Raw genomic sequence first — 14,934 nt, forward strand, 5'->3', positions numbered from 1 at the left:
AAAAATGATCACCGATTATATGATCACCATCGGGCTTGTGGTTGGGGTGTTTGCCATCCCAGCCATGATTTCCGCCTATGCAGACAATCGTTTGCCCAAAGTATCCTTTGCGATGTTCGCACTTTGTGCTGCTGGCATCGCCACGACGATACTGCTTCATCCGGAGCGCTACAGCCTGCTTGGTTTACCAGATGTTGTGGTGCGCGTGATTGCCGATATCCTGCACTGAGGTTTTCCGCGCCAAATCAGCGAATTCCCCCTTGCACCAAAGTCAGAGCCGCTCTATACGGCGCCTCTATTCGCGCGACCGGCTGGATGGCATGCCGAGTCGCGTTTGTCACCGACCGAATACAAAGGAGACGGAAATGCCTAAGATGAAGACCAAGTCGAGCGCAAAAAAGCGCTTTAAGGTCACTGCCTCTGGCAAAGTGAAAGCCGGCCAAGCCGGTAAGCGCCACGGCATGATCAAACGCACCAACAAATTCCTGCGTGACGCACGCGGCACCACAACGCTGTCCGCACCGGACGCCAAGATCGTCAAGGGCTTCATGCCCTACGACCGCTAAGAGGAGATTGATATATGTCCCGCGTTAAAGGTGGTACCGTAACCCACGCCCGTCACAAAAAAGTCGTCAAGGCCGCAAAAGGCTATTACGGCCGTCGTAAAAACACCTTCAAGGTCGCACGTCAGGCCGTCGACAAGGCGAACCAGTACGCAACTCGTGACCGTAAGAACCGGAAGCGTAATTTCCGTGCGCTCTGGATCCAGCGTATCAACGCTGCTGTCCGCGCACACGACGAAGCACTGACATATTCCCGCTTCATCAACGGCCTGACACTGGCTGGCATCGAAGTGGACCGTAAGGTTCTGGCCGACCTGGCCGTGCATGAGCCCGAAGCGTTCACTGCGATCGTGGATCAAGCGAAAGCTGCTCTGGCTGCATAAGCCAAAGCGACAGCAGATTGAAAAGGCTCGGAACGCAAGTTCCGGGCCTTTTTGCTTGTTAGATCCCACGATCTGAGGACGTGGTGTCACGTTTCCACATGAAAAAAACAGGAACATATCAAACATCTTAGGAGAACAAATCAGAACAAAAGAAAAACAGATTACCAATTGTTTACCATTTCACCCCCAAGATTGCCCTCGTGGCGTGTGTTGCCGCAAGCGTATTGGTATCTGGAGGTTTACATGGCGCGTATCAGCGAGCTGCATTTTTCAAATGACTTGGTTCACCCAGCCGGGGTCGAAGATTTTATTGAAGTGGTTTTGGATCACACAGAAAACGCGGCAGGTTTCATTGTTTCCTGCTACCAAACAGATGGCACCACACGGACAGAGATCGCACTGACGGAGAGCGGCGTGCTGTCGTCGACGCTGCCAAACTCAAACAAGCAATGCTATGTGATCTCTGCATCGCGGTTTCCTGTGTTGTTTGCCCCCGATGACCGTAGCAGACGTGTCTCAGCCGTTGCGCTGACCGATCTGATATCCGGGCGCGTCGTTTGCTTTGTTGACACGCGCAGCAACAGCATCCCAATTGAGGCGGTCGATGGCGCAGCGGCTGGCGCGATTTCTTCGCGCGCCGCAGCGCGCACTGCTTGGGCTGCGCCTGCGCTTGAGATCCCTGATCAGCCCGATCTCCCAACGCCGCCAATTGCAAAAATACGCACAACGGGCGGCTTGGCATGCTTTGGCGCGGGCACGCGGATTCGCACTGCAGTGGGCTTTCAACTGATCGAAACCCTTAAGGAGGGGGACCAGATTTGGACCCGCGACAACGCGCTTCAACCCCTACAGTGGATCGGCAAACGCACGTTGCCAGCGCGGGGTCAGTTTGCGCCTGTTCAGATCGCCCACGACACCTTTGGCGCCTTCAGGCCGCATCTTGTCGCCCCCGATCATCTGGTGCTGCTGACTGGATGGCGCGCAGAACTGATTTATGGGGAAACGGAGATCCTGGTGCCAGCCAAGGCACTTGTCGACAACTGTGACGTCCGCATCGGCCCGAGTGACCAGATCACCTATTATCACCTTGCCTTTGATGCCCCGCAGATCGTTAGCGGTGACGGAGTGCTGAGCCAATGTTTCCATCCCGACGCAGAGCCTGAAGCCTATTGCGCACAAGCGGGCCGTGCCGAGATGTTTGCCCATTTTCCCGAATTGGCAACAGAGGTTCATGTCTATGGCCGCAACAGCCACCCGACGTCTAAAGCGAGCTTAGGGCCGCTTTTGGTACGCTCCGGTTGATTTTTTATCCCCTCATCCGCCCTTTTGAGCAAAAAAACAACGCAAAGTGAGGGGATCCCCATTCCCCCCACCTTGCGACGGAGGTAAGGAGGCGCCGAAATTTGAGTCGGGCCGCAGATCTACATGCTCGACCCCGCAGCGACGCTGCGCCAACGACACAGGACGATCATGGAAACCACTGCCCACGCCGCCGAAACCGGAGGCGTCTTCGCCTCTTTTACAAACACGCTCGTTCCGATGCTGGAAACCGCTGTGAACACCACCAATGGGGTTCTTTGGGGGTATCTGTTGATCTACCTCCTAATCGGGGCCGGTCTGTTTTTCACGGTCCGCCTGCGTTTCGTTCAGTTTACCAGCTTTCGCGATCAATTGCGCCTGACGGTGGCGTCTCGAGAAACTGATGGCGCAGGTATTTCGCCATTTCAGGCGCTGTCGGTCAGCCTCGCATCACGTATCGGCACGGGCAACCTCGCCGGTGTGGCCGTTGCAATCTCCCTCGGTGGACCTGGTGCGATTTTCTGGATGTGGATTGTCGCGCTGGTGGGAATGGCCACTTCCTTTTCAGAATCAACGCTCGCCCAGCTATACAAAACACGCGGTCCCGGCGGCACCTATCGTGGCGGCCCCGCGTTTTACATTGCCCGCGGCCTGAATATGCGCTGGCTTGGCATCATCTTTTCGATCTTCCTGATCTATGCCTTCGGCCTTGTGGTCAACGCGGTGCAATCCAACTCAATTGCACAGGCAATGAATGAAGCCTTCGAAATCCCGAAAACCGCAACAGGGCTGGTGATTGCTGCAGCCACCGGGATGGTCATCTTTGGGGGCATCCGTTCCATCACACGTGTTGCCGAACTTCTGGTGCCGCTCATGGCCGGGGCTTACATGCTGGTCGCGCTTTATATTCTCGCAACCAATTTCACTGAAATCCCAAGCGTGTTGGCACAAATCATACGCGGCGCCTTCGGTCTTGAAGAGGCGGCGGGCGGTGCGGCGGGCGGAATGACCGCGGCCCTTCTCAACGGTGTGAAACGTGGCCTGTTCTCAAACGAAGCGGGCATGGGCTCTGCCCCAAACATCGCCGCGGCTGCAACGCCGGTGCCAAATCACCCTGCCTCTCAAGGTTTCGTGCAGGCCTTTGGTGTGTTTATCGACACCATCCTTGTGTGCACCGCGACAGCCGTCATGATCATTGTATCAGGCGCACATAAAATGGTTGATGCAGAGGGTAACGCTTTGGAAGGCATCGCCATGACTCAACAGGCAGCGGCGGCTTTCCTTGGCCCATTTGGCACCTACTTTATCGCCATCGCAGTGTTGTTGTTCGCATTCACCACCATCATCGCCTGCTACGGATATGCCGAAAGCGGCATGGCGTTCCTCAACCAGGCAGAAAAAAAGCAACTGACCTTGCTGCGCGTTGGCGTGATGCTGTTTGTATTCTGGGGTGCAGGCCAGTCTGTGGCCGTGGTGTTTAACGCGGCAGATATGGCCATCGGGATCATGGCGCTGTTCAATCTTGTGGCGCTTGCGCTGTTGTCGCCGGTGGTGGCGCGGGTTGCGCGTGACTACCAAACTCAGCGCAAAGCCGGCAAAACGCCAAACTTCAGCATTTCTGACCACGCAAAGATTGCGCGCGGTGTGGACGCTGAGATCTGGAAATAACGCTTTAGGCCGGGGCCCCTGCGGGGGCCCTGTGCCTCGACGCTTGCAATCAACAGACCTTGTGGTAGGAGGTCTGCGGTAATTTCTTCACTTGGGACAGCCCTGTCATGGACGATCTGCGCATCAAATACATCGACGCCATTGCCGCCGCTGCGGATGAAGCCGCTCTGGAAGAGCTGCGCCTGCAGGCCGTTGGCAAAAAGGGCGAAGTCAGCCAGAAAATGCGCGAGCTGGGCAAGATGACCCCAGAAGAGCGTCAGGTGGCTGGCCCGGCGCTGAACGCGCTGAAGAACGAGATCAACTCGGCTCTGGCCGCCAAGAAAGTTGCGCTGGCGGATGCGGCGCTGGATGCGCGTCTGGCCACCGAATGGCTGGATGTGACGCTGCCTGCGCGCAACCGCCGTGTGGGCACAATTCACCCGATCAGCCAAGTGACCGAAGAGGTCACCGCGATCTTTGCCGATATGGGATTTGCCGTGGCCGAAGGGCCGCAGATCGAAACCGACTGGTACAACTTTGATGCGCTGAACATCCCCGGCCACCATCCGGCCCGTGCCGAGATGGATACGTTCTACACCCATCGCGCCGAAGGGGACGAGCGCGCGCCACATGTGCTGCGCACCCACACCAGCCCGGTGCAGATCCGCTCGATGGAGAAAACCGGCGCGCCGATCCGCATCATCTGCCCCGGTCGTGTGTACCGTGCGGACTATGACCAGACCCACACGCCGATGTTCCATCAGGTCGAAGGGCTGGCTTTGGGCCGCGACATCTCCATGGCGAACCTGAAATGGGTGTTGGAAGAATTCTTCTCTGCCTTCTTTGGCACCGAGGTGAAAACCCGCTTCCGCGCCTCCCACTTCCCGTTCACGGAACCCTCTGCCGAGGTGGACATTCAGTGCAGCTGGGAAGGCGGAACGGTGAAGGTGGGCGAAGGCGACGATTGGCTCGAAGTGCTTGGCTCCGGCATGGTGCACCCCAAGGTGCTTGAGGCAGGTGGCATTGATCCAAACGAATATCAGGGCTTTGCCTTTGGCATCGGCATCGACCGTCTGGCGATGCTGAAGTACGGCATCCCCGATCTGCGCGCCTTCTTTGACAGCGACCTGCGCTGGCTGCGCCACTACGGCTTTGCCTCGCTGGATCAGCCAACGCTGCACGGCGGTTTGAATCGTTAAGAACACCCCACATTTATGACTTTAGAGCGCCTGCGGGCGCTCTTTACATTTTTGCAGACTTCACAGCACCTAACGAGCCTACCGTGACACGCCTCCTTATTGTTGAAAGCAACTCCACTGATCTTTTGGCACAAAGCCGGTCTGCGTCCTCTTACTTTCTGAAGGCCTTTCAAGCGCTGATCCCACAGGCGGAACTGCGGGTGGTGGCCCCTTATGCCGCCCCCCTCTCAACAAATGTGTTTGATGGCGTCGACGGGATTGTGTTCACCGGTTCCGGGGTGGCCTGGACCACCTGTGATGAGCGCGCGGCACCGTTGCGGGCCGCGATGGAGATAGCCTTTGCCACTGGCCTGCCGGTCTGGGGATCATGCAATGGGATGCAACTGGCGGCCTCGGTACTGGGTGGCCATGTGAACGATTCGCCAAATGGGTTGGAGTTTGGCCTGGCCGCGCAGGTCACCTTTACCGAAGCGGGCCGGGTGCATCCGATGTTTGGCCAGCGCGATTGCGGCCTCTCCAGCCCCTGCATTCACTCCCACGAGGTGGTGCGCCTGCCGGAGGGGGCTGAAATCCTCGCCTTCAATGCCCACTCACAGGTTCAGGCGATGGCCTATACCAGGGGCGGCGTGAACTTCTGGGGCGTGCAATACCACCCTGAAATGAGCGCGCTGGACATCGGACGGATTGCCGGATTTTTGAGCCTGCGGGACGATCATGCCGCCATGGTGCCCGATCTGATGTGCGCCGACACAGATCGAGCCGCAGCAGAACGGCTGGGCGTGCGCGCCGGTGATCTGTCCCCACATATGCGCATGCGGGAGCTGTCCAACTGGCTTATCCATATTGGCGCGTTGGGCTGACAACACAGCGGTCCCACTCCCCACAAACATGTGACGTGACAGCCGACACACGCGGGCTAAGGTCAGCCACATGATAAGACTGTCTTTTATCCTTGCTGCGCTCCTCACCGCCACTTCTGCGTCTGCCATGGGACCATGGAAAGGGGACGCGCCAGCCTGTGGCGATGAGGTGGCCTGCCCGCTTGGTACGCGGTCTTATCACGTGATGGAGCCGGACGGCTGGGATGGCGAAAGCCCAATGCCGGTGCTGCTGCATTTTCATGGCTGGTCGCGCAACGGGATCCATCCGCAACGCTCTGAGCGTGTCGGTGCATCGACCAAACGCCGGGGGGTTTTGCTCGTGACCCCAAATGGCGAACGAAACACTTGGCGGTTTTGGCAGTCTGACTCCGAGGATGTCCCATTTGCAGATGCGGTTTTGTTGGATGTCGCGCGCCGCTACCCCATTGACCCAACGAAAATCTATGTCTCAGGCTATTCTTTTGGCTCTGCGATGGCCTGGCGCTTTGCGTGCCAAAGCGGCAATGACGTCGCCGCGCTTTTGGCGGTTGCGGGCAGCATTGATCAAACAGAGACTTGCCCGGAGGCCCCCGGAGACATTCGTCACGTGCATGGGTTGGCGGATACGGTGATGGATTTCCCGATGGGACCGGGGAATGATGTGACTTATCCAGTTGCACTGTGGCGGCGTGCCTTGGACTGCGCGACGGCAAGGATGGATCAGGGCGATTGGCAGGTGCGCAGCTTTCTGACGCTCAGCCGCACCACATGGGATTGCGCGCAGGGCGATGTGACATTGGATCTGCATCCGGGCGGACATTTCATCCCGCATGGGTGGATTGGCCGTCAGCTGGACGAACTTTTGCACCTCACGCCCAGCTATCCGTAGGCCAGATCTTTCGGCAAGGCTTGCACATAAGGGCAATCTTTGTCATTGCCTGCTGCAACAAACATGGCTTGCCATAGGACACCGGACAGATGAAATTCACGCTTTCTTGGCTGAAAGACCACCTAGAGACCGACGCAAGCGTCGATGAGATTGTTGAGGCGCTCACCGACCTCGGCCTTGAGGTAGAAGATGTGTTCAACCCAGCAGAGCGGTTGGCCGATTTCACGCTGGGCAAAGTGGTGCATGCCGAGAAACACCCGGATGCGGACAAGCTGCGCGTCTGTAAGGTGGAAACCGACGAAGGTGAGCTGCAGATCATCTGTGGCGCGCCCAACGCACGCGAAGGCATCACCGTCGTGGTGTGCAAGCCGGGTATGTATATTCCCGGTCTCGACATCACCATCAGCGTGGGCAAGATCCGCGGCGTGGAAAGCTATGGCATGATGGCCTCCGAGCGCGAGCTGGAACTCTCTGACGAGCATGATGGCATCATCGAGCTGCCGTCCGGTGAGGTGGGTGACAAATTCATCGACTGGCTGGCGGCAAACGATCCATCCAAGGTCGACACGGTGATTGAAATCGCGATCACGCCAAACCGCCCGGATGCGCTGGGTGTGCGCGGCATTGCACTTGATCTCGCAGCGCGCGGGCTGGGCAAGATGAAGCCTGCCAAAACCGCAGAAATCACCGGCAGCTATGCCAGCCCGATCACTGTCACCATCGACGAAGACGCAGCCACCGATGGCTGTGAGGTCTTTGGCGGGCGTCTGATCAAAGGCGTGAAAAACGGCCCCTCCCCGCAATGGTTGCAGGACCGCCTGAAGGCCATCGGCCTGCGCCCGATTTCTGCGCTGGTGGACATCACCAACTTCTTCACCTTTGACCGCAACCGCCCGCTGCATGTGTTTGACGCGGACAAGGTCAAAGGCGACCTGCGTGTGCACCGCACTCAGGGTGGTGAGACCCTGATGGGGCTGGATGAAAAAGAATACACCTTCGGCCCCGGCATGGTGGTGATTTCTGATGACGAGGGCGTGGAATCCATCGGCGGTATCATGGGTGGCCTGCCCACCGGTTGTACGGATGAGACCACCAACGTTTTCCTCGAAGCGGCGGTGTGGGATCACATTCAGATCGCCTACACAGGCCGTGGTCTGAAGATCAACACCGACGCGCGTTATCGCAACGAGCGCGGCATTGATCCGGCCTACAATATGCAGGCGTTGGATGACGCGACCCAGATGATCATCGAGCTGTGCGGCGGTGAGCCGTCTGAGGTTGTGACCGCTGGCACGGTGCCAGATGTGGCCCGCGCCTATAAGCTCGACACAGATCGTGTGCAGTCTCTTGTCGGCATGGAAATCCCGGCAGAAACCCAGCGCGCGACTTTGGAAGCGCTTGGTTTCACCATCGAGGGCGACATGGCCCATGTGCCGAGCTGGCGCCCGGATGTGCGGGGCTCTGCTGATCTGGTCGAAGAGGTGGCGCGTATTGCCTCGCTGACCAAGCTGGAAGGCAAGCCCATGCCGCGCGCCACCGCAGGTCTGCCAGAGCAAATCCTGTCGCCTATGCAGAAACGCGAACAGATCGCGCGCCGCACGACCGCCGCACTGGGCTACAACGAATGTGTGACCTACAGCTTCATCGACAAAGCAGCGGCAGAACTGTTTGGTGGCGGTAGCGATGCGACCATGCTGGAAAACCCGATCTCCAGCGAGATGAGCCACATGCGCCCGTCCCTGCTGCCGGGTCTGCTACAGGCCGCCGCCCGCAATCAGGCGCGCGGTTTTATGGATATGGCGTTGTTTGAATGTGGTGCTGTATTCCACGGTGGTGAGCCGGGTGAGCAGGAAAACCTGCTGACCGGTATTCTGGTGGGCCGCACCGTTGGCAAAGACATTCATGGCGAAAGCCGTGGCGTGGATATCTATGACGCCAAGGCGGATATGGAAGCAGTGATGGAAGCGCTAGGTGCGCCGGCAAAGCTGACCTACAACCGTGGCGTCAATGGCTGGTGGCATCCGGGCCGCAGCGCCAAAGTGGGTCTGGGGCCAAAGAAAACCCTCGGTGCCTTTGGTGAAATTCACCCGAAGGTGCTGGATGCGCTGAACGTTAAGGGGCCGGTTGTGGCCTTTGCGATCCACATCACGGAAATCCCACTGCCGCGTAAAAAATCCGCCTCAAAAGGTGCTGTGACCATGTCTGATCTTCAGGCGGTGGAACGCGATTTTGCCTTTGTGGTGGATGCGGACGTTGAAGCGCTGACGCTGGTGAATGCTGCGGCGGGTGCGGACAAAGCGCTGATCGAAAACGTGCGTGTCTTTGACGAGTTCATTGGTGGCGCGTTGGGTGAAGGCAAAAAATCCCTCGCAATCACCGTGCGCCTGCAACCGACCGACAAGACGCTGAAAGAAGCCGATATCGAGGCCGTGGCGACGAAGATCGTCGAGAAAGTCAGCAAAGCCACCGGCGGTACGCTGCGCGGCTGACAAAGCCCGGTCAAACCTCATGTCACGCGCCCGCAGAGATCCCTCTTGCGGGCGCGTTTTTTATGCAACCCGTTTTTGATTGCATCCCTGCAAGAGGCGCGGCACCAATGTGACAATCAGAGGAGAGTGCCATGAAGGATATCGCCAAGTTCTGGGACGGGATTGCGGAAAAATATGCCAAATCTCCGATCCGCAATGAGACAGCATATGAGCACACTTTGGGGCGCACGCGTTCTTATCTGAAAGACACAGACACCGCGCTGGAATTGGGCTGTGGCACCGGCACCACCGCCATCAAGCTGGCGGATGCGGTGGCAGAATTCATCGCCACGGATATCTCAGAGGGTATGCTGGAGGTGGGCCGCCGTCGCGCGGCCGAGGCTGGTGTCTCCAATGTCACGCTGCAGAAAGCCACCGCACAGACCGCACCAGAAGGTCCCTTTGATGTGGTCTTGGCCCACAATCTGATCCATCTGTTGGACGATCCAGACGGTGATCTGGCAGCCATCGCAGCGCGTGTAAAACATGGCGGGCTGTTCATCTCCAAAACGCCCTGTCTGAAAGGCAAGGTCGGCTCTTGGAAACTGACGCTGATCAAACTGGCTTTGCCGCTTGCACAGCTGCTGGGCAAAGCGCCGCCTGTCCGCTTTATGTCGGTCGAAGAGCTGGACGCAGCCGTGACAGCCGCTGGCTTTGAGATTGTCGAAAGCGGGAATTTCCCCGCATCGCCCCCCAGCCGTTACGTGGTCGCACGTAAAATCTGAAACAGTTTCGCGGCTTTTGCGATTGGCCTGCGCAACCTGCAGCTTTATTTCGAAGGCCAAGCAAGAGAGGATACCCCCATGAGCTTGAATGTTTACCTGTCCGGCGAAATCCACACCGACTGGCGAGAACAGATCATCACCGGCGCCGCGGATCTGAATGTCACTTTCAACAGCCCGGTGACAGATCATGGCGCATCTGATGATTGCGGCGTGGCCATTTTGGGCGCGGAAGACAACAAATATTGGCACGACCATAAAGGCGCGATGGTGAACGCGATCCGCACACGCAAAGGCATTGAAGATGCCGATGTGGTGGTGGTGCGTTTTGGTGAGAAATACCGCCAATGGAACGCGGCCTTTGATGCCGGATATGCGGCGGCACTGGGCAAATCCATCATCGTTTTGTCGATGCCAGATCAACAGCACGCTCTGAAAGAGGTGCATGCCGCGGCTTTGGCTGTGGCCGAAGAGCCCAAACAGGTGGTGGACATCCTGCGCTACGTACAAACCAGCGCTCTGCCATAGGATGCAAAAAAGGGGGCCAAGCGCCCCCTTTTCTTTTTACGCCTCAGGCCGGGGCGGCGTGTTTATCCCCTTTTGCACGGCTGGCCGGGCCAGAAAACGCTCAAGATAGGCGTTCACATTGGGCAGATCGCCCCAGCCGACCAGTTCTTTGGTCTGATAATACTCAAGCGCGTTAAGCCACGGGGCGATGGCAATATCGGCAATGGAATAGCTGCCCGTGATCCAATCACGGCCTTCGAGTTGCTTCTCCAGCACAGCGAGCAAGCGTTTGGCTTCGTTCTGATATCGTTCACGCGGGCGCGGGTCTTCGATTTCAGATCCGGCAAATTTGGTGAAGTAACCAAGCTGCCCGAGCATTGGGCCAACACCGCCCATCTGGAACATCACCCACTGAATGGCCTCATATTTTTCTGCGGGAGTGGCGCCAATAAGCTTGCCGGATTTCTCCGCCAGATAAATCAGGATTGCACCGCTTTCAAACAGGCTGACGGTTTCACCATCTGGCCCATTGGGATCAATGATCGCAGGGATCTTGTTGTTGGGATTAAGCGCGAGAAACTCCGGGCTTCTGACATCCGCATCGCTCAATGTGACGAGGTGGGCCTCATAGGGCAGCCCGATCTCTTCGAGCATGATCGACACTTTCACCCCATTGGGGGTGGGGAAAGAATACAGCTGCAAAATGCTGGCGTCTGCGGCGGCCCAGCGCCGATTGATCGGATGGTCGGTGATGGATGTCATAGGGGGCTCCTGTTCTGAGACTAAGAGGATAAATAAGCTGAATTCAGCGTGACACCAGCGCCCAAAGCATGCGACAGCGGTACAATCTGGACATTTGGGGGATTAGGCTTGCGCAGCCCCCCGTCTTTAAAGTTAAAATTCCTGCTAAATTGACCAAATAGAGAGTGATTACATGGAAGCGATTGTGGAAAGCGCACAGGGATTTGCGCCGTTAATTGTATCTGCCGTGAAGGCACTGGTGGTTCTGGCCATCGGGTGGATGGTGGCGGGATCGGTCAGTCGCATGGTGCGCAACCGCGTGAACAAGACGCCTGAAATCGACCAGACATTGGGCAATTTCGCAGCGAGCATTGTGCGCTGGGTGATCCTGCTGATGGTGTTGGTTGCGATCCTCGGCATCTTCGGGATCGAAGCAACTTCGCTGGTGGCCATGCTGGGGGCGGCCACCCTCGCGATCGGCCTTGCGATGCAGGGCACATTGAGTGATCTGGCAGCCGGTTTCATGCTGATCCTCTTCCGCCCCTACAAGATCGGACAATATGTGGATGTGGGCGGCACCGCTGGCACGGTTGTCGATCTGAATCTGTTTGTCACCGAATTGGTCACACCAGACAACGTACAGATCATCATCCCAAACGGACAGGCCTGGGGCTCGATCATCACCAACTTCTCCGCACATGACACCCGCCGCGTGGATGTGGTGTTTGGCATCGACTACGGCGATGACGCAGAAAAAGCCAAGAAGATCATCATCGACACCGCTTACGCAGATGAGCGGGTTCTGAGAGATCCGGAAGGCTGGGCGCGGGTGACCAATCTGGGGGATAGCTCGGTGGACATCACCATGCGCGTCTGGTGCAAGGCGGAGGATTACTGGGAGCTGAAGTTTGCCCTCACGCAAGCGATCAAGGAAGCCTTTGACAAAGATGGCATTTCGATCCCTTACCCACATACGGTGGAAATCAAGCGCGAGGCTTGAGCCCAAGAATTTGATAGAAACGAAAAAAGGCGCCTATTTGGGCGCCTTTCTTGTCCGATCTGCAAATGGTTCGGCACACTCTGCCAAAGTCTGGTGCTCTACATCAGAATGATGTTGGAGGATCCGGAGCCACGGCGCAGCGCGTGGACTTCTGCGAATTCGGGATCTTCAATCCAGGCCTTGGCGGCGGCGCGATCTGGGAATGTGAGAAGGACACTCACGGTTGGCGCAGCGTCCCCGCCTTCGATCACTTCGGACTCTTTGGACACATGCAACGGCGCAGCGCCATGTTTCTTGAGCGCGAGCCCCGCCTTTTCGCGATAGGCCTCAAAGCTATCCGGGTTGGTGATTGTCAGATTCACAAATGCGTAGGCAGTCATTTTCATGTCTCCATAGGGTTGGGTTTCCTTCTACTTAGGGGCGCAGAGTGTGTGAATAAATGATCATTGATTCAACTTCTCTGTGCATTTATGATCACCCCCATGAGCAACTGGGATGATCTAAAATTTGTTCTGGAAACCGCGCGCCATGGGGGCACCAGCGGGGCCGCGCGCGCCCTTGGAGTCAATCACGCCACGGTTGCGCGACGCATCTCTGCCGCCGAAACCACGCTCGGCACACGCCTGTTTGAGCGGCTGCCCAGCGGCTATGTCCCGACGGAGGCAGGTTGGGAAGCGGTGCGTGCTGCGGAAGCCATGCAGGATGTGGAACGCGGGCTGAGCCGGCAGATTGCGGCACGCGACACAACCATTCGCGGCGCGCTGAAAGTCACCGCGCCAGAGCTTTTGATCGCGCGCGTGCTGTCCCCGATACTGGCGGATTTCATCGCGGAGCACCCCGACATTGACCTGTCGCTCGTGGCCACAAACGAGACGGTCAACCTTGCGCAGCGAGAGGCAGATGTGGCCATTCGCTTTGCCAAGTCACCGCCCGAAACACTGGTGGGTGTGCGGCTTTTTGAACAGAAGGGTGCGGTATTCGCAAACCACGCCTTGCTGGCTCGTGATCCGGGCGGTGAGGCTGTGCTGGACTGGATCCGCTTTGCGCATTGGCCCGGGCCACCAGAGGCCATCAAGGCGCTGCGTCCGAATTTGCGCACGCGGCTGACTGTGGATGATATGGCCGCCGCTGTCGGGGCCGTGCGCGCGGGGATTGGCGCAACGCGCATGGCCTGTTTTCTGGGAGACAGCGACCCGGCGCTGGCGCGTGTGCCCGGATTGCCGCTCTTTTCCCAAGTTCCGCTTTGGGTGCTGACCCACAGTGATTTACGGCAGGTGCCGCGGGTCCGCGTATTCACGCGGTTTGTCACCCAGCGGCTGAAAGCGCTCCAGCCGCTGTTTGAAGGGGCCTGCCCTCAGGATTTCAGCGCAAGCGACGGGGAAATCACATCCAATCCCAGCGCCTTGCCCACGGCATAATAGGTCAACTTGCCCGCATGCACGTTCAGACCATTGAGCAGGTGCGGATCCTCTTCACACGCCTGCTTCCAACCTTTGTCCGCAAGGTTCAGCAAGAAGGGCAATGTGGCATTGCCCAGCGCCTGAGTGGAGGTGCGTGCCACTGCGCCCGGCATGTTTGCCACACAGTAGTGCATGATGCCGTCGACCTCATAGATTGGGTCCGCGTGGGTGGTGGCGCGAGATGTTTCAAAGCATCCACCCTGATCAATCGCCACGTCGACCAATGCGGCACCCGGCTTCATCTCTGAAAGCTGCGCCCGCGAAACAAGTTTTGGGGCCGCTGCGCCGGGGATCAGAACGGCACCAATCACCATGTCGGCCTCACGCACCAGCTCGGCAGTGGCACCTGCGGTGGAATACTGGTTCTTGAAACGGTCGCCAAACACATCGTCCAGATACTTCAGGCGATTGAGGGAGCGGTCCAGCACAGTGACATCTGCGCCCATGCCCGCGGCAATTTTGGCCGCATGGGTGCCCACGACACCGCCGCCAATCACCACGACTTTGGCCGGGGCCACACCGGGCACCCCGCCCATAAGAACGCCACGGCCACCGTTGGCCTTCTGCAAAGTCCATGCGCCAACCTGCGGTGCAAGTCGACCGGCCACTTCAGACATCGGCGCGAGAAGCGGCAGTCCACCATGCGCGTCGGTGACGGTTTCGTAAGCAATGGCCGTGCAGCCGCTTTCCAGCAGATCTTTGGTTTGCTCGGGATCCGGTGCCAAATGCAGATAGGTAAAGAGCAACTGGCCTTCGCGCAGCATCTTGCGCTCTACTGCCTGAGGCTCTTTCACTTTCACGATCATATCCGCTGTGGCGAAGATTTCTTCGGCGGTATCCAGCAACACCGCGCCCGCTGCGCGATAATCGTCGTCAGAGAAGCCAGCACCGGTGCCAGCCCCCACCTGAATGATCACCTCGTGACCATGGGCCACGGCCTCGCGGGCGGCATCCGGCGTCATGCCGACCCGGAACTCCTGAGGTTTGATTTCGGTGGGGCATCCGATTTTCATGGGTTTCACTCCTAACTGAACCTAAGGTCAAGTTAAGATGGGCAGGCGTGAATGTGCTTCATTTTTAGGCAGAATGAAAACTCGCCAATGCAAGAAACTTCGAATAATGAGATAATCCACGCA

General features: G+C 58.0%; 16 protein-coding genes. 13 read left to right on the forward strand and 3 right to left on the reverse strand.

Annotated elements, in window-relative coordinates; translation table 11 throughout:
- Positions 1-4 precede the first annotated feature (4 nt).
- The 11 genes from PJL69_RS07995 to PJL69_RS08045 all read left to right on the forward strand — a co-directional run bounded on the left by PJL69_RS07995 (position 5) and on the right by PJL69_RS08045 (position 10,618).
- Positions 5-229: a hypothetical protein gene (locus PJL69_RS07995; RefSeq protein WP_271309187.1), complete on the forward strand. Its 225-nt coding sequence runs from the start codon at positions 5-7 to the stop codon at positions 227-229.
- 136 nt (positions 230-365) lie between these two features.
- Complete coding sequence (rpmI, locus tag PJL69_RS08000; protein ID WP_058241085.1) at positions 366-566, forward strand: 50S ribosomal protein L35; 201 nt, start codon at positions 366-368, stop codon at positions 564-566.
- Between the two features lie 14 nt (positions 567-580).
- On the forward strand, positions 581-946 hold the full coding sequence (rplT, locus tag PJL69_RS08005; protein WP_209097083.1) for a 50S ribosomal protein L20: 366 nt from the start codon (positions 581-583) through the stop codon (positions 944-946).
- 243 nt (positions 947-1,189) lie between these two features.
- Positions 1,190-2,248: a Hint domain-containing protein gene (locus PJL69_RS08010; RefSeq protein ID WP_271309188.1), complete on the forward strand. Its 1,059-nt coding sequence runs from the start codon at positions 1,190-1,192 to the stop codon at positions 2,246-2,248.
- 123 nt (positions 2,249-2,371) lie between these two features.
- Positions 2,372-3,913, forward strand: coding sequence for an alanine/glycine:cation symporter family protein (locus PJL69_RS08015; protein ID WP_271309189.1), 1,542 nt, complete (start codon positions 2,372-2,374; stop codon positions 3,911-3,913).
- Positions 3,914-4,020: 107 nt separating this feature from the next.
- A complete protein-coding gene (gene pheS, locus PJL69_RS08020) occupies positions 4,021-5,091 on the forward strand; it encodes a phenylalanine--tRNA ligase subunit alpha (protein WP_271309190.1) in 1,071 nt (356 codons plus the stop codon).
- Positions 5,092-5,174: 83 nt separating this feature from the next.
- Positions 5,175-5,951, forward strand: coding sequence for a type 1 glutamine amidotransferase (locus PJL69_RS08025; protein ID WP_271309191.1), 777 nt, complete (start codon positions 5,175-5,177; stop codon positions 5,949-5,951).
- 70 nt (positions 5,952-6,021) lie between these two features.
- A complete protein-coding gene (locus PJL69_RS08030; RefSeq protein ID WP_271309192.1) occupies positions 6,022-6,840 on the forward strand; it encodes an alpha/beta hydrolase family esterase in 819 nt (272 codons plus the stop codon).
- A gap of 89 nt (positions 6,841-6,929) precedes the next feature.
- Complete coding sequence (pheT, locus tag PJL69_RS08035; protein WP_271309193.1) at positions 6,930-9,329, forward strand: phenylalanine--tRNA ligase subunit beta; 2,400 nt, start codon at positions 6,930-6,932, stop codon at positions 9,327-9,329.
- A gap of 131 nt (positions 9,330-9,460) precedes the next feature.
- Positions 9,461-10,093 carry a class I SAM-dependent methyltransferase gene (locus tag PJL69_RS08040; RefSeq protein ID WP_271309194.1) on the forward strand — a complete coding sequence of 211 codons (633 nt, stop codon included), beginning with the start codon at positions 9,461-9,463 and terminating at the stop codon, positions 10,091-10,093.
- Positions 10,094-10,171: 78 nt separating this feature from the next.
- Positions 10,172-10,618, forward strand: a complete 447-nt coding sequence (locus PJL69_RS08045) for a YtoQ family protein (protein ID WP_209097090.1) — start codon at positions 10,172-10,174, stop codon at positions 10,616-10,618.
- 36 nt (positions 10,619-10,654) lie between these two features.
- Here the strand turns inward: PJL69_RS08045 and PJL69_RS08050 are convergent, their stop codons facing one another.
- Positions 10,655-11,359, reverse strand: coding sequence for a glutathione S-transferase family protein (locus PJL69_RS08050; protein ID WP_271309195.1), 705 nt, complete (start codon positions 11,357-11,359; stop codon positions 10,655-10,657).
- A gap of 172 nt (positions 11,360-11,531) precedes the next feature.
- Here PJL69_RS08050 and PJL69_RS08055 point away from each other — a divergent pair, with 172 nt between their 5' ends.
- The gene (locus PJL69_RS08055; RefSeq protein ID WP_271309196.1) at positions 11,532-12,338 is read left to right on the forward strand and encodes a mechanosensitive ion channel family protein; all 807 of its coding nucleotides are present in this window, start codon (positions 11,532-11,534) and stop codon (positions 12,336-12,338) included.
- 98 nt (positions 12,339-12,436) lie between these two features.
- On the opposite strand, the gene PJL69_RS08060 is transcribed toward PJL69_RS08055, so the two are convergent.
- Positions 12,437-12,718: a DUF1330 domain-containing protein gene (locus PJL69_RS08060; protein WP_271309197.1), complete on the reverse strand. Its 282-nt coding sequence runs from the start codon at positions 12,716-12,718 to the stop codon at positions 12,437-12,439.
- 102 nt (positions 12,719-12,820) lie between these two features.
- On the opposite strand from PJL69_RS08060, the gene PJL69_RS08065 reads away from it, so the two are divergent.
- Positions 12,821-13,756, forward strand: a complete 936-nt coding sequence (locus PJL69_RS08065; protein ID WP_271309198.1) for a LysR family transcriptional regulator — start codon at positions 12,821-12,823, stop codon at positions 13,754-13,756.
- Here PJL69_RS08065 and ald read toward each other — a convergent pair.
- Positions 13,693-14,811 carry an alanine dehydrogenase gene (gene ald / locus PJL69_RS08070; protein ID WP_209097095.1) on the reverse strand — a complete coding sequence of 373 codons (1,119 nt, stop codon included), beginning with the start codon at positions 14,809-14,811 and terminating at the stop codon, positions 13,693-13,695. The two genes, PJL69_RS08065 and ald, sit on opposite strands and share 64 nt — an antisense overlap.
- Between the last annotated feature and the right edge of the window lie 123 nt (positions 14,812-14,934).

It is taken from the genome of Shimia sp. MMG029 (genome assembly GCF_027947445.1).
Lineage (GTDB): Bacteria > Pseudomonadota > Alphaproteobacteria > Rhodobacterales > Rhodobacteraceae > Shimia.